The sequence below is a fragment of the Streptomyces sp. NPDC090445 genome (genome assembly GCF_044769385.1).
Classification (GTDB): domain Bacteria; phylum Actinomycetota; class Actinomycetes; order Streptomycetales; family Streptomycetaceae; genus Streptomyces.
On record NZ_JBIVXV010000026.1, the window covers coordinates 71385 to 91788 of the forward strand.

At 70.7% G+C, this 20404-nt stretch carries 22 protein-coding genes; 13 read left to right on the forward strand and 9 right to left on the reverse strand.

Annotation, left to right across the window (positions count from 1 at the left end):
* Positions 1-56 precede the first annotated feature (56 nt).
* The 4 genes from ACIQUT_RS32370 (at position 57) to ACIQUT_RS32385 (ending at position 5428) form a co-directional block, all read left to right on the forward strand.
* A complete protein-coding gene (locus ACIQUT_RS32370) occupies positions 57-884 on the forward strand; it encodes an FAD binding domain-containing protein (protein WP_403568206.1) in 828 nt (275 codons plus the stop codon).
* Entirely contained in the window at positions 881-3598 is a 2718-nt protein-coding gene (locus tag ACIQUT_RS32375) for a molybdopterin-dependent oxidoreductase (RefSeq protein ID WP_403568208.1), read from the forward strand. Before ACIQUT_RS32370 ends, ACIQUT_RS32375 begins: the two co-directional genes overlap by 4 nt.
* A 3-nt stretch (positions 3599-3601) precedes the next feature.
* The gene (locus ACIQUT_RS32380; protein WP_403568210.1) at positions 3602-4573 is read left to right on the forward strand and encodes an antibiotic biosynthesis monooxygenase; all 972 of its coding nucleotides are present in this window, start codon (positions 3602-3604) and stop codon (positions 4571-4573) included.
* Positions 4574-4867: 294 nt separating this feature from the next.
* Positions 4868-5428 (forward strand): ribosome-inactivating family protein, encoded by a 561-nt coding sequence (locus tag ACIQUT_RS32385; RefSeq protein WP_403568212.1) that lies wholly within the window; start codon positions 4868-4870, stop codon positions 5426-5428.
* Positions 5429-5483: 55 nt separating this feature from the next.
* Here the strand turns inward: ACIQUT_RS32385 and ACIQUT_RS32390 are convergent, their stop codons facing one another.
* The gene (locus tag ACIQUT_RS32390) at positions 5484-5705 is read right to left on the reverse strand and encodes a hypothetical protein (RefSeq protein ID WP_403568213.1); all 222 of its coding nucleotides are present in this window, start codon (positions 5703-5705) and stop codon (positions 5484-5486) included.
* 56 nt (positions 5706-5761) lie between these two features.
* Here ACIQUT_RS32390 and ACIQUT_RS32395 point away from each other — a divergent pair, with 56 nt between their 5' ends.
* The 4 genes from ACIQUT_RS32395 to ACIQUT_RS32410 all read left to right on the forward strand — a co-directional run bounded on the left by ACIQUT_RS32395 (position 5762) and on the right by ACIQUT_RS32410 (position 8560).
* A complete protein-coding gene (locus tag ACIQUT_RS32395) occupies positions 5762-6193 on the forward strand; it encodes a hypothetical protein (protein ID WP_403568215.1) in 432 nt (143 codons plus the stop codon).
* Between the two features lie 543 nt (positions 6194-6736).
* Positions 6737-7363 (forward strand): SRPBCC family protein, encoded by a 627-nt coding sequence (locus ACIQUT_RS32400; RefSeq protein WP_403568217.1) that lies wholly within the window; start codon positions 6737-6739, stop codon positions 7361-7363.
* Positions 7364-7733: 370 nt separating this feature from the next.
* Positions 7734-7970 carry a hypothetical protein gene (locus ACIQUT_RS32405; RefSeq protein WP_403568219.1) on the forward strand — a complete coding sequence of 79 codons (237 nt, stop codon included), beginning with the start codon at positions 7734-7736 and terminating at the stop codon, positions 7968-7970.
* A complete protein-coding gene (locus tag ACIQUT_RS32410) occupies positions 7967-8560 on the forward strand; it encodes a hypothetical protein (protein ID WP_403568221.1) in 594 nt (197 codons plus the stop codon). The genes ACIQUT_RS32405 and ACIQUT_RS32410 overlap by 4 nt, the downstream gene beginning before the upstream one ends.
* 121 nt (positions 8561-8681) lie before the next feature.
* Here the strand turns inward: ACIQUT_RS32410 and ACIQUT_RS32415 are convergent, their stop codons facing one another.
* Positions 8682-9965 (reverse strand): MFS transporter, encoded by a 1284-nt coding sequence (locus tag ACIQUT_RS32415; RefSeq protein ID WP_403568222.1) that lies wholly within the window; start codon positions 9963-9965, stop codon positions 8682-8684.
* Positions 9962-10501: an ArsR/SmtB family transcription factor gene (locus ACIQUT_RS32420; RefSeq protein ID WP_403568224.1), complete on the reverse strand. Its 540-nt coding sequence runs from the start codon at positions 10499-10501 to the stop codon at positions 9962-9964. The genes ACIQUT_RS32415 and ACIQUT_RS32420 overlap by 4 nt, the downstream gene beginning before the upstream one ends.
* A 301-nt stretch (positions 10502-10802) precedes the next feature.
* Here ACIQUT_RS32420 and ACIQUT_RS32425 point away from each other — a divergent pair, with 301 nt between their 5' ends.
* Both ACIQUT_RS32425 and ACIQUT_RS32430 read left to right on the forward strand, forming a co-directional pair.
* The gene (locus tag ACIQUT_RS32425) at positions 10803-12650 is read left to right on the forward strand and encodes a protein kinase (protein WP_403568226.1); all 1848 of its coding nucleotides are present in this window, start codon (positions 10803-10805) and stop codon (positions 12648-12650) included.
* A gap of 306 nt (positions 12651-12956) precedes the next feature.
* Positions 12957-13442, forward strand: a complete 486-nt coding sequence (locus ACIQUT_RS32430; RefSeq protein WP_403568228.1) for a hypothetical protein — start codon at positions 12957-12959, stop codon at positions 13440-13442.
* Here the strand turns inward: ACIQUT_RS32430 and ACIQUT_RS32435 are convergent.
* The 4 genes from ACIQUT_RS32435 to ACIQUT_RS32450 form a co-directional block, all read right to left on the reverse strand.
* A complete protein-coding gene (locus tag ACIQUT_RS32435) occupies positions 13435-13626 on the reverse strand; it encodes a hypothetical protein (protein WP_403568230.1) in 192 nt (63 codons plus the stop codon). The two genes, ACIQUT_RS32430 and ACIQUT_RS32435, sit on opposite strands and share 8 nt — an antisense overlap.
* A gap of 181 nt (positions 13627-13807) precedes the next feature.
* Entirely contained in the window at positions 13808-15490 is a 1683-nt protein-coding gene (locus ACIQUT_RS32440; protein ID WP_403568232.1) for a CHAP domain-containing protein, read from the reverse strand.
* 265 nt (positions 15491-15755) lie between these two features.
* Positions 15756-16076 (reverse strand): hypothetical protein, encoded by a 321-nt coding sequence (locus ACIQUT_RS32445; RefSeq protein ID WP_403568234.1) that lies wholly within the window; start codon positions 16074-16076, stop codon positions 15756-15758.
* A gap of 6 nt (positions 16077-16082) precedes the next feature.
* Positions 16083-16310 carry a hypothetical protein gene (locus ACIQUT_RS32450; RefSeq protein ID WP_403568236.1) on the reverse strand — a complete coding sequence of 76 codons (228 nt, stop codon included), beginning with the start codon at positions 16308-16310 and terminating at the stop codon, positions 16083-16085.
* Positions 16311-16673: 363 nt separating this feature from the next.
* Here ACIQUT_RS32450 and ACIQUT_RS32455 point away from each other — a divergent pair, with 363 nt between their 5' ends.
* Complete coding sequence (locus tag ACIQUT_RS32455; protein ID WP_403568238.1) at positions 16674-17645, forward strand: LuxR C-terminal-related transcriptional regulator; 972 nt, start codon at positions 16674-16676, stop codon at positions 17643-17645.
* Positions 17646-17865: 220 nt separating this feature from the next.
* Entirely contained in the window at positions 17866-18369 is a 504-nt protein-coding gene (locus ACIQUT_RS32460; protein WP_403568240.1) for a hypothetical protein, read from the forward strand.
* Between the two features lie 219 nt (positions 18370-18588).
* Here ACIQUT_RS32460 and ACIQUT_RS32465 read toward each other — a convergent pair whose 3' ends face one another.
* Positions 18589-18930, reverse strand: a complete 342-nt coding sequence (locus tag ACIQUT_RS32465; protein WP_403568242.1) for a hypothetical protein — start codon at positions 18928-18930, stop codon at positions 18589-18591.
* Positions 18931-19095: 165 nt separating this feature from the next.
* Here ACIQUT_RS32465 and ACIQUT_RS32470 point away from each other — a divergent pair, with 165 nt between their 5' ends.
* Positions 19096-19899 carry a DUF6461 domain-containing protein gene (locus tag ACIQUT_RS32470; RefSeq protein WP_403568244.1) on the forward strand — a complete coding sequence of 268 codons (804 nt, stop codon included), beginning with the start codon at positions 19096-19098 and terminating at the stop codon, positions 19897-19899.
* An 80-nt stretch (positions 19900-19979) separates the two neighbouring features.
* On the opposite strand, the gene ACIQUT_RS32475 is transcribed toward ACIQUT_RS32470, so the two are convergent.
* Entirely contained in the window at positions 19980-20396 is a 417-nt protein-coding gene (locus tag ACIQUT_RS32475) for a DUF6463 family protein (RefSeq protein ID WP_403568246.1), read from the reverse strand.
* Between the last annotated feature and the right edge of the window lie 8 nt (positions 20397-20404).

The following is a 20404-nucleotide window of genomic DNA, read 5'->3' on the forward strand; positions in this document are numbered from 1 at the left end:
GAGTCGCCAGGCCGCCCCTCCAGTGCAGGATGCCCCTCTGAGGGAGGTCGGTTTCCGTGGACCTGACCACCATCACCGAAGTCGTCCGGTGCCCCTCCGAGAGTCCGGCCGCCGACTGGCGCGAGGGTGACGCCTGGCTGGCGGGCGGAACGTGGCTGTTCTCCGCGGAACAGCCCGACCTGCGCCGCCTGATCGATCTGACGGCGCTGCGCTGGGATCCCCTCGTCCCGAGCGACAAGGGCCTTGAGATCGGCGCCACGTGCACCATCCGCGACCTGCACGCCTTCGCCCATCCGGACGACTGGACCGCGGGTCCCCTGCTCACCACGAGCTGCGAGGCGTTCCTGTCCTCGTTCAAGGTCTGGAACGCGGCGACCGTCGGCGGGAACATCTGCATGTCGTTGCCGGCCGGCCCGATGATCACGCTGACGGTGGCACTGGAGGCCACGTACGAACTCCGGGCCCCTGACGGGTCCGCGCGCACCGTGGACGCCCTCGACTTCGTGACCGGCGACCACCAGAACATCCTCACCCCCGGCGAGATCCTGCGGCGCGTCCGCATCCCGGCGAACGCCCTGCGGAAACGCACCGCGCACCGCCGCTTCACGCTCACCCACCTCGGCCGTTCCACCGTCTTCGTCGTCGGCACGCGGACGCCCGACGCCAACGACCTGCTGCTGACCGTCACGGCCGGCACCACACGCCCGGTGCGCATGGCCTTCGACACGATGCCCGATGCCCGCACCCTCCAGCAGAGCATCGACGTCATCCCCGACGACGTCTGGTTCGCGGATCCCAACGGAACCCCCGACCACCGCCGCCATCTGACGAAGCACTTCGTCGAGGAGATTCGCCGCGAACTCGCGGACGGGGACCCGTCATGACGTACGGCGTCAACGGCAAGACGTTCGACCGGGAGCCGGAGCCGGGCCAGTGCCTGCGCACTTTCCTCCGCTCGCTCGGGCACTACGGCGTCAAGAAGGGCTGCGACGCGGGCGACTGCGGCGCCTGTACGGTGTGGCTGGACGGGAGCCCGGTCCACAGCTGCATCACCCCCGCGTTCCGCGCGGAGGGCCACGAGGTGACCACCATCGAGGGCCTCGGCTCGCCCGGCAGCCTTCATCCGATGCAGCGCCGGTTCCGCGACGCGCCCGGATTTCAGTGCGGCTTCTGCACCGCCGGGATGATCATGACTTCGGCGGCGTTCACCGAGGCGCAGAAGGCGGACCTGCCCCGGTCGTTGAAGGGCAACCTCTGCCGCTGCACGGGCTACCGGGCCGTCGAGGACGCGGTGAACGGCGTCGTCGGCGTGGAGACGGCCAAGCCGGGAAAGGCCGTCGGAACGAGTGTGGGCGCACCCGCGGCCAACGACGTGGTGACCGGCCGCGCCGAGTTCACGATGGACACCCACATGGAGGGAATGCTGCACCTCAAGGTGCTGCACTCACCCCACGCGCACGCCCGGATCCTCTCGATCGACAAGACCGCCGCGCTCGCGGTCCCCGGTGTGCACCGCGTCTACACCTGGCAGGACGTGCCGCGCAGGCGCTTCACCACGGCCATCCACACCGATCACCTGGTCGATCCGGACGACACCTTCATCCTCGACGACACGGTCCGCTTCGTGGGCCAGCGCGTTGTCGCGGTGCTCGCCGACACGCCCGGTGCGGCAGAGGAGGGCTGCCGCAAGGTGGCCGTCGAGTACGAGCGGCTGCCGGCGGTGTTCGACCCCGAGGATGCCATGGCCGGCGGGGCTCCGCAGATACACGGCACACACGATCCGTTCGTCCGCGATCCCGTCCGCAACATCCTCGTCGAACTCCATTCGCACATCGGGGACGTGGACGCGGGGTTCGCCGAAGCCGACGTGATCCACGAAGGCACGTACTCCTCACCACGCGTGCAGCACGCCCACTTGGAGACGCACGGCTCGATCGCCTGGATGGAGGACGGGCGGCTGAACGTCCGCACCAGCTCGCAGTCACCGTCGATCGCGAAGGTCAAGTTGAGCTACCTGTTCGCGCTGCGCCCCGACCGGCTCCGCGTGTTCTGCAAGCGCGTGGGCGGTGGCTTCGGCGGCAAACAGGAGGTGATCTCGGAGGACCTGGTGGCGCTCGCCGCGCTGGACACCGGGCGGCCCGTCTGCTTCGAGTACACCCGCGAGGAGGAGTTCACCACCGCCTCGCCACGGCACCCGATGACGCTGACGGTCAAACTGGGCGCCAAGGCGGACGGAACGCTCACGGCCCTCCAGGTCCGCAACGTGTCGAACACGGGCGCCTACGGCAACCACGGCGGCGAAACGCTGTACGCGGGCGGCGCCGCCGTCATGATCTACCGCTGCCCGAACAAGAAGTACGACGCGTACTCGGTCTACACCAACACCGTGCCGAGCGGGGCGCTGCGCGGTTACGGGATGACGCAGCCGGCGTTCGCCGTGGAGTCCGCCCTGCACGAGCTCGCCGTCGCCCTGCACATGGACCCGCTCGAACTGCGGCGACGCAACATCGTGCGGCCGGGTGACCCGCTCGTCTCCCTGCACGAAGGCCCGGACGACGTGACGTTCACCGAGGACGGACTGGCGAAGTGCATCGACCTGGTGGACACGGCCATGGCCCGGCCGGCGGAGGAGCCGGACCTGGGACCGGGGTGGCTCATCGGGTCCGGCGTCGCGAGCTCGATGCACGAGACCGCGCCCCCGACCGAGCACATCTCCGAGGCCTGGGTCACGCTCGGCGACGACCTCATCTACGAAGTGGCCGTCGGCACCGCCGAGTTCGGCGAGGGCACCTCGACCGCCCACGTCCAGATCGCAGCCGGCCAACTGGGCACCACGCCGTCCCGGATCCGCCTGGTGCAATCCGACACCGACCGCACCGGATTCGACACCGGCGCCTTCGCGAGCGCGGGCCTGTTCGTGTCGGGCAACGCAGTCCTGCGGGCGTCCAATGCCGTACGCGACCGCATCCTGGAGTTCGCCGCCGCCCACACCGGCGTCCACGTCGTGATGTGCTCCATGGACGACGACGGCGTCACCTGCGGCGACCGGCGCGTGTCCCTGGCCGAGCTCGTGGCACTGGCCCGAGCGCGTGGCATCCGGTTCACCGCCGCCCGCAAGGCCTACGGCTCGCCCCGCAGCGTCACCTCCAATACCCAGGGGTTCCGGATCGCCGTCCACCGGGTGACGGGGGAGATCCGCATCCTGTACAGCGTCCAGGCGACCGACGCGGGCGTGGTCATCAACCCCCAGCAGGTCCGGGGACAGGTGGAGGGCGCCATCGCCCAGGGCATCGGCTTCGCGCTGACCGAGAACTTCCAGGTCGACGCAGACGGGGCCGTGGCCAACCCGAACCTCCGCAACTACCGCATCCCCACCTACGCAGACGTCCCGCGCACCGAGGTGCTCCTCGTGGACTCGGCGGACTCCGTCGGCCCCCTGCGGTCGAAGGGGATGGCGGAGTGCAGCATCAACCCGGTGGCCCCCGCGTTGGCGAACGCGCTCCACGACGCCACGGGCATCCGCTACCGCGCGCTGCCCCTGACCCCCGAACGGATCTACCGCCGGCTCAACGAGAAGCGGCCCGTTTCGAAGGCCTGAGCCATGGACACCGACAAGCACGAAGACGCCGTGGCGACGGCCATCATCGGACAGAAGGTCCTGCCCGGCCGGGAGGGTGACTACGAGGCCTGGCAGAAGCAGGTCAACGGCGCCGCGGCCGGCTACCCCGGGTACCTCGGCGTCGAGGTCTCCCGGCCGACATCCCTGCAACCCGAATGGGTCATCGTCTACCGGTTCGACTCGATACCCCACCTCCAGGCGTGGATCAACAGCGCGACCAGGCAGCGGCTCCTGGAGGTCGGCGACACCTATCTCGACGGCCCGGGAACCCAACGGATCCTCAGCGGCCACACCAAGGCCCCGGATCCGCTGGTCACCGTGGTGATCACCCACCGGGTCCGACCGGACCGCGTGGACGCCTTCCTCAGATGGCAGCGCCGCATGAGCGAAGAGGAGAGCAAGTTCGAGGGCTTCCGCGGCACCGAGATATTCAGGCCGATCGACGGACTTCAGGACGAATGGACAACGCTGTACCGCTTCGACAGCGCCCAGCACCTCGAAGCCTGGCTGACCTCGGCCAAGCGCAAGGAGGTCCTGGCCGAGGGCAAGGAATTCAAGGACTTCAAGCTGAGCACGATCGACAACTCGTTCGGCAGCTGGTTCGCCTTCGAGGAGGACGGCAAAGCGGCGCCCGCCCCTTCCGAGACGAAGACCGCCATCGCCGTCTGGGTCGGCCTGTACCCGACCGTCGTGTTCCTGACGCTCGCCCTGTCGCCGCTGCACATGCCGCTCTGGCTCGGACTGCTCGTCGGCAACCTGCTCTCCAGCCTCCTCATGACCTTCCTCACGATGCCCTACTACGTGAACCCGCTGCTCAAGCGGTGGCTGCGACCGCCTCCGGACGAACCGCCGGCGAGGAACAACCGCATCGGCCTCGGGATCGTCGCCGCGGCAACGGTGCTCTGGGCCGCCGTCTTCTACCTCATGACGACGCAGATCTGGACACTGCCCTGACCGGTTCGCCCGCGCGCCTCCGTGCGGGGGAACGGTCACCGGGATCACGCGCCGATTTCTTGGCATCCGAGGCGAATTATTTGCCCGGCCGCCGACAAGGCGACTAGAAAGGATCGAACTGATCGGAACCCTGCACGGGGCTGATTGCCGAAGGCGGTGGATGCGTATGCGTAAAGGCAGCAGGATCGAACCGATCGCGGTCAGATCACTACAGGGAGGGACGATGATCGGCGGCCATCCCTGATGGGGGCCGCCGTGCTGAAGCCGGTGTCGTTCTTCCCGGCCCACGCATCCGTGGACGAGTACCAGCTCCTGACGTCGACCATTCGGTCGAGGGCCGAGGACGCCCAGGGCTTTTTCGGCGGTGCCTCGCGAGGGCCGGAGGAAAAGGCGTACCTGCCCCTGCGCATTCGGCTGCGAGGTTCGTCCGTCGAGCTCTACATCGAGCTCCGCCTGCAGAATGCCCGCATGCGCATCGTGGGATTCCGCAACACCTTCGAGGACGGGCAGGCCCCGCCGGAAGCGTGCGTCCGCCACGTGCAGGACTCCATCGTGCCGCCGGGGATCCGCCGAGCCGAAGTCCTGCCGTTCGCCGGAGGCCGCTCCGACCTGGAGACGGCCGCCGCCGTGCGGCGTTTGGGCATCTTGCTGGGGCGCCGGCCGCTGGGCGACGCGGTGGTCTCGCTGCACCGGAACCACGATCCGAAGTGCACCGCACACGGAATGCTCGTGCTCTCCGAAATGATCTGCGAAGCCGCCCGGTACCCGGCCCTGGCCGATGTGATGGCACGCATCTGGATGACCGGTGGACGGCTGTCCGCCGCGGCAACCGGTCGGCCCCGCTCCTCGTGCTGAGCGAGGAACGGGGCCGACCGGGCATTCACCGGGCTTCAGCTGTGGAGACCCGGGGTCACCACATGCCGGGTGCGGCGTACCAGGACGCGCGGCCGCCGTCGAAGCCGCCGTCGGGGCGGCTGGTGAAGGTGAACGTGCGCGTGGATCCGACCACGTAGTTGTACATGAACGCGAGGTCGGCCCGGCCGTCGCCGTCGGTGTCGCCGCCGACGGCGTGGCCCGTGCTCGACGACCACCAGTTGCCCTCCAGCGACCGCCAGCCGGCCAGCGGCGACACCGACGGCGGCGTGGGCGTACTGGCGCATCACCGGCGACCCGGAACCGGCCCTCACCGTGTTGGGCGCGGCCGTGCGGCGGGGGGCGGGCGGCCCGCTCCACCTCCTTGCCGAGCTCGGGCCGACGGCCCGACTCCACGCGGACGCCGTGCGGGACGTCCTGCGGCGGTCAAGGACCGCTCCGGGCTCCCTCGGACCGCGGGCCCGGACGTACGCGGCCGAGGCGTGGTGGCGGCTGACCGGCGACCCCGCCGAGGCGGTCCCCGCACTGCTCGGGGCTGTGTCTCCCGGCGGCCTCCGCGACCCGCGGTTCCCCGAGCGGCGCGCGGTGGAACTGCTGGGGGAGATCGGCGGCCCGGCCGTGGCCGCGCTGCCGGCGCTGGCGGCGCTGCTCGCCTCGCCGTGGCGGCACGGCGGCGGTGTGGGGCCCGACGAGGCACTTCGCGCTGCCACGAGCGCGGCCGTCGCCCGCATGGAAGGAACCGGCTGACGCCCCGGGGCCTTGCCTCGGAGCATCCCGGGCGTCCGCCACTGCTCCACCGCTCCCCCCCCACACACACACACAGGTGCCCAGGGCCGGCACACCGAGCGTGCGGCTGTGAACGGCCGTCTTCAGGCCGGCGGTTCGCAAGCACTTCCACCGAGGCCGGTGCCGGTCACCCGCACCCGGCCCCCGGGCCGGGGGCTTCGCTCGTCGGCGGCTGCGCCGGCCTGCAGGTGCGTGTGCGGGCAAAGGGCATCAACGACACCGACCATGACGGGTCTTGGCCAGACAACGGGCGGATCACGGCGAAATAGGTACGCGGCCCGGCCCGGGTACGCGGACTACGCTTACGCCGTGGCGAACCGGGTCGGCCGCGCGTTCCACCCGATGGATGCCCCGACGATCTCCGATGGGCCAAGAGCGGGTGCAGATCGGGCAGTCCCGCGAGGGCGCCGACGCCGTGGTCGAGCGCGAATTGTCGCCTCTACCCATCGCTTGAGTCTCTGCCGATCGGCACGCCCACCCACTGAGTACCACGAGGGGAACTCCATGTCCGGCATCCGCGCCGCCTCGTTCACCGTCCCGCTCGTTGTCGGCCTCCTCGGCGCCGCCGAGTTACCCGCCGGAGCAGCCGCCTCCCACGGTCCCCGCCCCGACAGGTCACTCACCTGCCGCGGTGCCGGCGTCGACCCCGAAGCCCGCGTCCGGCACCGGGCCGAGATCCTCATCAACGCGCCGCTGCGTACGGTCTGGAAGCTGCAGACCGACGTCGAGGGCTGGCCGTCCTGGCAGGATCCCGTGACGGCCGCGGAACGCCTCGACCACGGCCCCTTCCGCCAGGGCTCGGCCTTCCGGTGGACAACCCCGGTGCCCCCCAACCCGACTCCGGCCACCAGCCTGGAGATCACCTCGACCGTCGAACAGCTCCGGCACCATTCCTGCATCCGCTGGACGGGCCCCGCGATCGGCGAGGGACTGCACATCGACGGCGTCCACGTGTGGAACTTCACCAAGGCCCCGGGCGGCGTCAGGGTGAGCACCGAGGAGACCCATACCGGCCCTCAGGTCGACGCGGACGTCCCCGCCGCGACCGCCATCCTCCGCCAGGGGCTTGAAGCATGGCTGAGCGACCTGAAGGCCACCGCCGAGGCCCGCGCCCACCGCCAGTCGGACTGACCCCATGCCCCGGACCGGCAACCGCGATGGCTCTGGTCGGTGAGGGCGGGCTGCTGACGGAGATCGCCCGGGCCGTGCTGGAGCGGGCTCTGGAAGTCGAGGTGAACCGACACCTCGGCTACGAAAGGGGCGATCCGGCGATCCGGCGATCCGGCGGGCCGGCGGGCCGGCGGGCCAGCGCGGAAAAACCGTCAGAGAATCGGCGCTCGCTGGCACCGCGCTGCGCTGCCTGCTGTCCAGGGGATGCGGCGGTGTGAGACGCAGGCGTCAAGGAATTCTTGACAAGTCGGCCGCGTCAAGGTTTCCTTGACGTATGTTGATCTTGAGCTTGAAGGCTCGACACCGGGACCCCCTTCCTGCCACCGCATCCATGGCCGCGGCGCTGCCGCTCGCCGTGAGCCTGCCGGCCACGACGGTGATGTTCGGCGACCGGCTTGGCACCTTCGCCACCATCGCCCTGATCGTCGTGGGCCTCGCGCTCATCGCCGGCACGGCCGGCACGGCCGGCATGGCCGCCCGAGCGGCGGTCCGCAACTCCGCCGAGCAGGCGCGCACTGACGAGGAAGTTCTCGACGCCCTCGAACCCCTTGCCGGACTGCGCCGATGAGCAACGAACCACTGCTCCACCCGGCGGAGGTGGACCGGATCCGGGAAGGGATCGCCGCAGCCGTCCTCGGTGCCCCCGAGGGGCTGGCCGAATCGCTGGAACACGACGCCCACGGGTACCTGCGTCTGGTGGACGCCTCGCGCGTCGGTGCCGAGGAGGCGAGCCGGCTGCTGCGCGAGGCCGTCCAGGGCGCCCGGGCCGCCGGCCACAGCTGGGACACGGTGGGCCGCGTCCTGGGAGTCAGCCGCCAGGCCGCCCAGCAGCGCTTCGCGGCCAAGGCCGCGGGCACGGACCCGTCGGCGCCGCCCGCCGGGGGGCCGAACACCCCGAAGCGCCGCACCCTCAGCGGGTTGTCCGCATTCAACGAGATGGCCGCCCTGGAGGAGGCCGGCCGCGACGGCTGGCACATGGTCGGCTACGGCCCCTTCTTCCACGAGGTGGAGGCGTCCGGCCACCCCTGGGAGCACTGTCGGGTCACTCTCCCCTCCGTCGCGCGACACCGGCGGATGCAATCGGAAGGCTGGGTTCCGGTCGGTGCGGGATGGTTCCCGTGGCGGTACTACAAGCGGCCCGTCAACCCCGGCACCTAAAGGGCGTTGGAGAAGGCTTGGAGCGGGGTATCGCGCCCAGTCCCGCCACCGCCCGGCCCGCGCGATCTGCCACGGCGGCCGGGGCCGGATCCGCCAGGCGTACCGACGAACGCGCGGAGCCCTAAACGGCACCCTGAACGGGCTCCCCGGATTCCCGGCGATCTGGATCACCGGCCGGGGCGGCGGCACGCAGCGCCGCCTCGACCCGGCGATTGCTGGTCATGGTCGACGTGACGGCGGTCATGGTGAGGAGAAGGCCGGCGGCGGTGTAGAGCGGGGTGCGTACGTCGTAGGCGGTGGTCAGCCAGCCGCCGAGGAAGGCGCCGAACGGGGCGGCGCACATGGCGAGCATGCGGGAGGTGGAGGCGACCCGGCCCATCAGGTGGGCGGGGACGATCGCCTGTCGCAGGGAGGGGCCGAGCACCATCGTGGCGCCCATGCCCGCGCCGCACACGGCGAGCGCGAGGCCGGCGACGTACGGGTTCGGGGCGGCGGCAAGGCCCAGGATGGCGAGTCCCTCGGCTGCGGCCATGCAGGTCAGTGCGGTGCCGGTGCCGAGTCGTCGGCCGAGGAAGGAGGCGATGCCCGCGCCGAGCAGGCCGCCGGTGGCCTCCGCCGTGAGGAGCAGGCCGAAGCCGAAGGTGTCGATGCCGAGCCGGTCGTGCGCGAAGAGGGCGAGTACGGTCTCCACGGCGAGGAAGGCGATGTTCCCGACCGCCGGGCGCAGCGCGAGCCCGAGCAGCAACCGATCCCGGAACACGTACGAGGCGCCGGCCCGCGCCTGCCGCAGCAGCGACTCACGGGCCTGCGGTGCGGGCCGGGGAGCGGCGGGCAGCGACCGTACGAGGAGTGCGGAGAGCGCGAACGAGACCGCGTCGGCGAGCAGCGGAACCGCCCGCCCGAGCGCGAGCAGGGCACTGCCCGCGGGCGGCCCGGCGAAGCCGGACGCGGCGGTCTGGGTGCCGCGCAGGCGGGAGTTGGCGCGCTCCAGGAGCGCGGGGTCGCGGCCGAGCAGATCCGGTAGATAGGCCGTGGCGGCCGTGTCGAAGAAGAGTCCGCCGAGGCCGAGGAGGAAGGCGACGGCCGCGAGCAGTGGAATGCTCAGCACGTCGAGCGCGGCCGCTGCCGCCGGTATCGCGAGCAGCACCGCACGCGCCGCGTCCGTGACCCACATCGTGCGCCGACGGTCCCAGCGGTCCACCAGCGCACCGCCGAGCACCCCGAACAGCAGCCACGGCAGCGTTCCGGCGGCCGTGACGACGGCGAGCGCCATCGGATCCCGCGTCAGCGTCAGCGCGAGCAGCGGCAGCGCGGCATGCGACACCCCGTCACCGAGCGAGGACACCGTCTGCGCGGTCCACAGCCGTCCGAACCCGGTCGGCAGCTTCCGAACGTCTGAGGTCACTTGGCGTCCCCTTCGGCCTGCTCGCGCCATGCCGGGTGGAACAGTGCGAAGACGAGTGACGCGTCCGGCAGCGACGGATCGGACAGCTCCCGGTACTCGTCCGCCAGTGCCTGCAGCCGCGCCCCCAGCTCCGCGAACTGCTCCTCGGTGAGCCGCAGATGCGCCATCCGCACGTGCCGCTCGCCATCCGCCGGCGCTGCCTCCAGGTCCGCCACCGCATGCCGCATCAGCATGTCCGGGCCCCCCTCGCCCGGATCCGGCAGCACGATCGCCCGCGCGGCCATGGCGTAGTACCGCTCGGTGACCCCCCGGACCTTCCGCGTCCGCACCACCTTCACCAGGCCGGCCCGCTCCAACAGCCGAACGTGATAGCTGGAACTCCCCTTCGCAAGGCCAACCCGCTCGGCGATCTGAGTGATCGTCGCCGGCTCGAAGCGGAGCACGGCCATGATCCGGTGACGCGTGAGGTTGGAGACAGCGCGCAGCTGCTCGTCAGTGGTGACGTGGAACGTCTCGGGAAGGTCATCGGTAGGCATGCCCCCAATGGTCAACATTTCTTGACCATTGGGCAAGGGGTTTCTGGTTCAGGCTTCCGGAACCGGCTGTTCAGCACGTGCGGCCTTCGTTCCTGCACTCGCCTTCTCGGCCCCGCCCGACCCGCACCCGGACGGCATCGCTCCGGCCCGTGAACAGATGCGGGAACGCGCCGCCCGCTCCGACGGCAGCCCCTCCTGCCAAGGCGACCGAGGTGCGCCGGCGGCCGGAGGCGTCTGCGGGGCACCGCCGTCCAAGCCGCATAGGCTGGACATGCAAGATCGAAAACAACGGGGTGATGTGATGAGCGGGTCCGTGGCAGGCGGGATTTTTCAGGCACTGGAGGCGGACGATCCGCCGATGATCGCCGGGTACCGGATCGCCGCCAGGCTGGGCGCGGGCGGCATGGGCAAGGTGTACCTGTCCCACACGCCCGGAGGCCGAGCCGTTGCCATCAAGGTGATCCGGCCCGAGTTCGCCGAGGACCCCGAATTCCGCCGAAGGTTCCGGCGTGAAGTCCAATCCGCCCAGCGGGTACAGGGGCTGTATACCGCCCCCGTCATCGACAGCGATGTCGATGGGCCGACTCCCTGGCTGGCCACCGCCTACGTACCGGGGCCCACCATCGCCGCGGCGGTGGCGGAGCACGGCCGCCTCCCGGCCCGGACCGTTCTGATGCTCGTCGCCGGGATCGCAGAGGCCCTCCAGGTCATCCACGGCGCCGGCATCGTGCACCGCGACCTCAAACCGTCCAATGTACTGCTCGCCTCGGACGGCCCCCGCGTCATCGACTTCGGTATCGCACGGGCCGCCGACGCGACCTCGCTGACCGCCAGCGGGGTCGCCATCGGAACACCCTCCTTCATGGCTCCCGAGCAGGCCGCAGGCGGGGAGATCAGCGGAGCCACGGACGTGTTCGCCCTCGGGCAGGTGGCCGCGTACGCCGCCCTGGGCGCACCCGCGTACGGCGAGGGCCCCTCGCACGGGGTGCTCTACCGGATCGTCCACGAGGAACCCGATCTGAGCGGGCTCTCCGCCGAACTGCGGACCCTCGTCTCGCGCTGCCTCGTCAAGGACCCCGCGGGTCGGGCCTCGTTGACCGAGATCCTCGACCTGTGCCGTACCGCCGCGGACCAGACCCAGTTGCGCAGGCCCGAGGACTGGCTCCCCGCCGGACTTGCGGCAGGCATCGCCGAACGCCCACCGGTACCGAACCCGGTACCGAACCCGGTACCGAACCCGGTACCGAACCCGGTACCGAACCCGGTACCGAACCCGGTACCGAACCCGGTACCGAACCCCGTGCCGAACCCGGTACCGAACCCCGTGCCGACCGCACCGGACTTCGCACTTGCCCCGCCGACGTCACGGCCCGCCGCCATCCCGCCGCCGACGCCACCGGCCACCGCCCCTGCGATTGCGCACCCCATCGGATCTCCGCAGCCCACCGGGCAGTACCAGCCCCCGCCCATGGGACACCAACCCCAGGGATACGGCCCGTCCGATGGCTACGGTGCGCCGTATCCGCCACAGACCGGCTATCCCTCGCGCCCGATGCCCGTGGCCGGTTACCCGTCCGTCCCGGCGCCCGCGCGCCCCCGCAACCGCGCAGCCGTCATCCTGGTATCCGTCCTCGGAGGGCTGTTCCTGCTGCTCGCCGGCTGCGGAGCCGTGATCAACGTGATGTCCCGCGAGACCGACGACCGCAGCGCCGCCGACGGCGGTGACCCGAGCGCTTCCGCCAAGGCAACGCCTCGCCCCGACCCGCAGCCCGAGACGTACACGGACATCAAACTCGCATCGAACTACCACTTGGAGTTCGCCGACACCCCACTGGAGCCTGTCGAACACAGCTCAGGCGACATCTTCTACTCCTGCGCATTCGGCAGCTGCGATTTCGCCACCTTCAGCGCCAAACTCGCCCGGCTCGACAGCGGCTCCGACGGCTCCCTCCAGGCCTGTCGCCAGGAGACCCGCTACACCACCCGCATCCCTGTCGAGGCGATCCCGCAGGGAGGTCGCATATGCGTGAAGACGGAAAGCGGGAGCATCGCGATGATCACCTACAAGGGCAAGTCACCGAAGGGCGACCCCAGCACGTACGCCATCCTGGACGCCACAGTGTGGCGCGGAGCGGCCCGCAAGGACTGACGAGACGGCTGCCCCCATGGCCGCACACGCCTCCGCCGGTGCAGCGCGGCGGCGTTCCCGCCACCTCCGCCGGTACCGCCCCCACGGCGTGACGCGGCCCTGCGCAGCTCCCGCAGTTGCCGGGCGTCTTCCCGGGAGAGCATCTCTTCGGCGGTGGGGCCGTCAGTGTCGCCGAGGACTACGAGGTCCTCGGCGAGCGGAAGTCGCCCATCGCAGAGTCCGAAGGCGGGGCGGAGGGGGTGCCCTGTCTCTTTGGTCCAGGGAAACGGGGCTGCGTTGGGTCGGGGAGTCGGGCAGCATGACGGTGTGGCTGATCTGCTGTGGGATGACGTGCGCTGTTTCTTCGATCCGGACCTGATGGGGTCGTTGCCTGATCTGCGGGTCCCGGATGCCTCGGTGGAGGACTGGCAGGCGGTCCTCGATCTTGTCGAGGCGAAGGGCTGGAAGTGCCGGTACTCCGAAGGCGATACGGTGCTTCCGGTGCCTCGGGCGGAGAGCGTGCTGTCCCGCCCGGCCGACGCTGAGTGCGCGGATCTGCGGGTCTGGCCGATTGCCGATGTTCTGGCGATCTTCCGTTTCCATCAGGACGAGGTCATCGACTTCGACGTTGACCTGTGGGAGCTGCAGGGACAGGAGCGACTTGATGTGTTCTGCGGCTTCTTGCGGGAGATCGGGCGATGCTTGGGCAAGCCCGTCCTGATGGATCCGGAGGGCGGCTACGGCCATCCGGTACTCGGCTTCGATGTCGAGGCCGATCGGGTCGTCCTTCTGGCTGAGCCGCTGGTCATGTGACCGCGGCCGTGCTGCGCGTCGTCGGGAACTGCTTCGGCGTGGTGTCCCAGCCGCTGCCGTAGTCCGGCCGAGCGATCGGGTTCGCCTTGCGCGACCGCCTGTCGGGGCCGAGGTCGGCGGACCGCAGCAGGTGGCGGCAGGCGGCGTACGGGCAGCACAGCACGGTGATGCGGGGGTCCGCCACACCGGGAGTGCCAGGCCGCCGACCGTGCGAGCCGGGCGGGCAAGGGCCCGGGTCCCGTCGTACGAGTGGCAGGCGACACACACTTCGCGTCCTTTCACAGCGGCGCGCTGTGGAAGCGCGGCCGTGCCGGCCCCCTGCGGGGACCGGCACGACGCGGAATGCGGCGGGGCGGAGCGGACGGTCAGTGGGTGTTGAACTTCCAGGTGCCGACCGTGTACCAGTCGCTCCAGCGGCTGCCGTTGCTGCTGTAGGCGTGGGAGACGACGCCGTCGGTGCCGATGCCGAAGACCTCGGCGGAGTTGGTGCCCGCCTCGTTCAGCGTGGACGGGGAGCCGCCGAACTTCCACGTGCCCAGCTGCTCCCAGCTCGACCAGGTGTTGTTGTGGAAGTAGCGGTGGTTCATCACACCGTCCGTACCCGCCGCGAACAGCTCGACGGCCTTGGTGGCGGTGTTGTAGACGGCCGAGGGGATGCCCGTGAAGCGGTAGCCGGTGTCCATGGTGGACCAGGCGCTCCACTGGCCGCCGCTGGTGCTGTAGGCGTGGGAGAGGACGCCGTCGGCGGCGCCGATCGCGAAGACCTCGGCGGTCTTGTTGTTCGGGTTGTAGACCACGGCGGGGGAGCCGGTGAAGCGGAACGAGGGGTCGAGGGTGCTCCAGTCGCTCCACTGGCCGCCGTTGGTGCTGTAGGCGTGGGAGAGGACGCCGTCGGCGCCGTTGGCGAAGACCTCGACCGTGTTGAGGTCCGGCTCGTAGAGGGCCGCGGGGGAGCCGATGAACGTCCAGTTCCCCATCGTGTTCCAGGAAGACCAGGCGCCGTTGGCGTGGTACTTGCGGTTGAGCTTGCCGTCGGTGCCGATCGCGAACAGCTCCACGGCGTTGGCGGCGGCGTTGTAGACCGCGGACGGGGAGCCGGTGAAGCGGTAGCCGGTGTCCATGGTGGACCAGTTGGTCCACTGGCCGCCGTTGGTGCTGTAGGCGTGGGAGAGGACGCCGTCGGTGCCGATGGCGAAGACCTCGGTGGTCTTGTTGACGGGGTTGTAGACGGCGGTGGGCTTGCCGGTGAAGCGGAACGAGGGGTCGAGGGTGCTCCAGTCGGTCCACTGGCCGCCGTTGGTGCTGTAGGCGTGGGAGAGGACGCCGTCGGTGCCGATGGCGAAGATCTCCGCGGTCTTGGTGTCGGGGTTGTAGACGGTGGCCGGGGCGACGTCCGAGACGCTGGTGTCCGGTGCCGGGTCGGTGACGGGCGGCGGCGTGGTGGCCGTGCCGCCGACCGGGCTGGCGTAGCCGGCGATGCTGACGGCGAAGCCGCGGGAGGTCCACTGCGTCGCACCGATCTTCCCCGGGCCGCTGTCACGGGTGACCGCACCGGGATACCCGCCCTGGTTGCCGCCGACCCAGCTGATCGTGCCGTCGGCGTTGACGGCGGTCACGATGGCGACGTGGTCGTAGTCGTAGCCGCTGAAGGACTTCGGGTGGAAGAACACCGCGTCCCCGACGTGCGGAGTCGACGACAGTCCGCCGCTGTTCTTCTTCGCGTAGGTCTGGAAGCTGTTGGCGAGGTTGTTCAGGGTGCCGAGGTTCTTGACGCCGTTCCGCGCCCAGACCCAGCCGGCGAAGTCGGCGCACCACGCCTGTGTACGGCGTCCGTTGTGGCAGCTCGACGTCTGGTTGCTGCCGGGGGCGTGGTAGCCGGCGCCACCGTTGCCGCAGGCGTCGCTGCCGAGCTGCCCGGTGGCCGTGGCGGCGATGGACTCGCCGAAGGACGCGGCCTGGGCGGTGGGGATGTTGAGGATGCCGAGGCCGGAGGCGGCGAGCGTGACGGCGGTGGCGGAGGCGGCGAGGCGGGCACGGAACTGCGGCATGGTGACTCCAGGGCGGATCGGAACGGGACGTGTGGGCGCTGCGGCGGGCGCAGGACGGCGCGAGGCGGCAGCCGGTCCTGGGGCGGTGCAGCGGGAGGTCGGGCGGGGCGCGCAACGGCGCCGGTGCGGAGACGGAGCAGCGTGCGGCGAAGTGGCGGGGGCTCCGGCGCGGCCGGGACTGCTGTCCTGCAGGAACAGCGGTCGCGGGTGGTCGGGCCAGGGCAGTGCCGGGCGGAAGGACGCGCCGGTCAGAGGGACGCGCCGGTCAGAGGGACGCGCGGTCCACGGCCGGCGCGGACGACGGCTCCGGGGGCAGGTAGCGCCGGCGGAGCACTGACGAGGTCTGCCGGCTGCGGGTGATCAGGGTGTGGGCGCGGTCGACACCGTCAAGGGCGTCGGGCGAGTCGGTGCTCAGGAGGTAGAGCAGGACGTCGACCCGGTCGGGTTCGGCACGTGCACTGACGTGCTGGAGACCGTCGCCGGGCAGGGCGTGCGCCCAGAGGGCGTCGACGACTTCGGCCGCCTCGGCGGCCGGCGCGGCCTCGGCCGGCTGCCTGCGGTGCAGGCTGGCGTAGACGAAGTCCATCAGGGTTCAGCTGCCCCAGCCCAGGCTCATGGCGGCCGTACCGCCCCAGCCGAGCGTGGGAGAAGCCGTGGCGGTGGCCGGGGCGGTGGCGGTCGTGGCCAGGGCGGTGGCGGTGACCGGGGCGGTGGCGGTCGTGGCCGGGGTCGCCGCCGCGGCGACGGAGGGGGCGAGGACGAGCGCCGTCAGGGAGGCGATGACGACCGCGGAGGCCTGGGCGATACGGGTGCAGGTCATGATCGGGTCCTTTGCTGAGGAACGAGGGGTTTCCGTTACCGGTCGGTGGCGTCCCGCGGTTGACGCTCCGTCCGGCTGCCGTTCGGGCTTTTCCCTGCCGGCGATGAACAGCTTCGTCGCTGCACGACACGGCCGGAAGGTCTTCCGGCTGTCGCCTACCGGACAGTCCTGATCCCGACGTGTTGAGCTGCTCATGTCAAAACATGCTGTGCGGTTCGGATCCGCAACACGGACGGCATCCCGACCGCATGGGCCCCCGGCCGCCCGACCGGGCCGCGAAGTGATCTTGAACCGGTGTGGCGGTGCTGTGAAGATACGGTCGGTGCACCGACACATCGCCGGTCGACTACCAGGGGGGAACACATGCTGGAGGTACTGGGGCTCACAGCCGCGGCCGAGGCCGTCTATCAGGCCATGCTCGACCATCCCGGCCACGGCATCGACGAGCTCGCCGCCCACTGCGCCATGACACCCGTCGAGGTGCACGACCACCTCGACACGCTCGGCGGCCTCATGCTCATACGCGCCTCGGCCGAACACCCCGGCCGGATGCGCGCCGTGAGCCCCGAGATCGGCCTCGCCGACATGCTCAGCCGGCAGGAGGCCGAGCTCGCCGCCCGCCAGGCCCAGCTCGCCGCCTCGCGCGCCGCTGTCACCCGCATGGTCGCCGACCGCGCCGAACACCGTTCGACCCACGGCGAACGCCTCCTCGGCATGGACGCCATCCACAGCCGACTCGAACACATGGGACGCGCAGCGGCCGGCGAGGTCCTCAGCAGCCAGCCCGGCAGCCAGCGTCCCGAAGACCTCGCCGCCAGCCGCCCCGCCGACACGGAAGCCCTGGGCCGCGGCATCACCATGCGCACCCTCTACCAGGACGCCACCCGCAAGCAGCCGCACGTCGCCACCTACGCGCACTGGCTGCTCAGCCAGGGCAGCGAGGTCCGCACCGCGCCCACCATCCCGCAGCGCATGGTCATCGTCGACCGCGCCCAGGCACTGGTCCCCATCGACCCCGCCGACAACCGCAAGGGCGCCCTCCACGTCACCGAACCCGGCATCCTCGCCGCCTTGCTCGACCTCTTCGAACAGGCGTGGAACACCGCCGTCCCGCTCGGCGCCACCCTCCCCGAGGACCCGCAGACCAGCCTCACCCACACGGAGCGGGAACTCATGCGCCTGCTCAGCTCCGGCCTCACCGACGAAGCCGCCGGCCAGCGCCTGGGCATCTCCTCCCGCACAGTCGGCCGCCACATGGCCTCGATCATGGAACGCCTGGGCGCCAGCAGCCGCTTCGAAGCCGGCATCAAAGCCGCCCACAAGGGCTGGCTCTGACCCGCGCCCGCCACAGCCGGGGCCGCAGCGCCCGCATACCTGACCCCGCCCGTCCGGCAAACGTCACTCCGCGTGGTGATTCACGGAAAGCGAGCCGGCACCCCGGAAGTGACGTCGCCCGACCGTGACGAGGACCGGGAGCTGCGTGAACTGCTGATCTTGCCGTTGCCGTTGCCGTTGTCGTTGTCGTTGCCGGCGTCTGGTGGGGCATCCTGGTGCGATGAATGATGTCGAGGCGACGTGGCAGTCGTGGCTATCCGGACTCGCACCGTCGAAGCGAGCCGCGGCGCAGTCGCTTCGGACGCAGTTCGAGGCCCTCGGTGCGGCTGATGCGCCGGATTGGGCGCGGTCCGAGATCGATGAGGACCGGCCGCAGCTGGCACGGTTCGTGCTGCTCCGCTCCTTGTGGCGGGGCGCGATCGACGGCTGGGCAGACCCGGGAGCTCTGGAACAGGTGGCGGCAGCTCGGCGCTTGTTGGCCGCGGGGGCGGACCGGGACGACCTGGTGCTGCTGGCCCGGGCCATCGCCTACGAAGCGGTGTTCGTTGCGTTGGACGAGCTCGACTGCGGCGGGGACGTGAACGTGTCCGGGGTCGATGCCGGCTGGGCGGTCATGGAGTCCGGCGAGGACGGACGTCCCACCGACCGCCCCCTCTCGGGACTTCACGAAGACCTCTTGACGATGGACCCGAGCGGGCGCGACGGTGCGGATATGCGGCGTTAGGCCACCGGGCCGGGCTGGGCGGTTGCTCCGCCACGGCCGGGTGAGGACACGACGATCGCATCGTCACACCTTTGACGCAGGCGCGAACGCGGATGCGTACGAAGTCACGGTGGCGGCTGGTCCACTGGTTTGTGCGTGAGCACGCCACCCGGGACCGGAACGTACTGACGTGCGCTCACTCGACGCCCCCGCCGGCATGGAAGGAGCGTCCGGCAGGCCTCAGCCACCGCCTTGGAAGGCCCACAGCACGAAGGCCACCGTGTAGAGCACGAAGGTGGCCAGGTGCGCGTAGGCCAGCGCGGCGACGGCGCCGACCCCGCCCAGGACCAGGCCGCGGGTCCGTGTGCCCGGGTGGGAGGACGGCTGCCAGGAGGCCGCCACCAAGGCCAGCGGAACGACGTACGGCAGAGCCAGCCACGCCGTGCCGTGGACGATCGGGGAGGAGCGGTAGGTCCACGCACCGCCCAGCACGGCCGCCACGGTGAACAAGGCCGGGGCCAGCCACCACGGCAGGGCCAGGGGCGGTGCGGCCGGGGGAACTCGGGGAGGAGTCGCGTTCATGACCCCATTGCACCGTCCCGCCCGCGGCATCCGCATGAGCGCACATACTCAAACCGCCCAGGCGAGCGTGCCGAAGCCGACCGCGGTCAGCGTAGAGCCGTGAGCGAGGTGGAGGAGGGGGCGTAAAAGGGAACGATGTCAGTGGTGGCGGACAGACTGTGGTGCATGACTCTGGTGACCGCACAGGATTACTCCTGGATACGTTCCTCCCCGGTGTTCCGCAACGCGATAGAGGGCGGATACGGCCTGACCCTTGTACAGGGCATCACCCCCGGCGACGTACTGCGTGTGATGGGGGCAGAGCCGCAGGGCACGGGTGCGGGACTGGACGCGCTGGTCGAGCAGCATCTGGATCAGCGTGATGCGACGGATTACTGGGACGACTCCTTCATCGCGGGCGCTTTCACCGTGCCGGGCACGGACGGCGATTGGACGCTGGTCCTGCAGTTCGACGGGGGCGTGGGGATGCAGCCACGCTTCCTGGAGGCCCTGTCGGCGGGAGGCCGGGCCGTGGCGCATTCCACCAACGGGGGCGCACCTGTCGACCTGTTCCACTGGTACGAGGCCGGTGAGCTTCGGACCGGCTTCGAACGGCCCGTCGACAGGTATGGCAGTACCCCTGACGACCTGGTCCCCATGATGCGCGAGATCGGCTTCGACCTGACCGAGGACGAGGACGGCACCGGTCCGAGCACCGACACCAAGGCGGCGGTCCTTGCCCTTGCCGAGCGGCTGACTGGCGTACAGCTCACGGAAGAGCTGCTCAGGGACGCCGAGTACCACCTCGGGCACGTGCCGGAGGAGCCCGCCGAGGAGTGGACCGAGTTGGTCATCGATATCACCGACGCGCACGGGGAACGGTTCTGCAAAGAAGTCACCCGTGAGGAGGTCGAGGCCGCTACCGCACGCGCCCGGGCCGAGGCCGAGGCGCCGATCGTCATCCCCGGGCCCTCGTCCTCCTCCCCCTGACCCTCACGCCGGCCAAGGACCTCGCGAGGTGGACCGCGTCCCCACGGCCTTGGTTCCGTCCCTGGACGGAGGGGCCGGGCTCATGCTCGCGCTCGTGGAAGCCCGGCCTCGGGCGCGGGGTTGTCGCGGCGGGCGCGGCGGGTTCCGATCAGCAGCAGGGCGCACGCGAGCGCGAAGAGCGGCCAGGGCGTGAACGGGAAGACCACGGCGTCGAGGACGGTCCAGATCGCCAGCGTCCAGGCGATGAATGCCGGCGGGGTGATGCCGCGGCGGTCCAGCCACAGCACCGTCAGGCCGACCAGGACGAGCGGTATGCCGAAGCTGTCCAGGCTCAGCCAGTACGCGCTGCCCGCCGGGCTCATGTCGGCAAAGTCCTCGCTCCACAGTCCGCCGCTGAACCATGTCCCGGCGTGGCGTGCGGCCTTCTCCACCGTGAGGGCGCCGAGCGTGTGTGCGGTTCCGCAGAACGTGATGATCCAGCCAGCCCATTTGATCATCTGAGGTC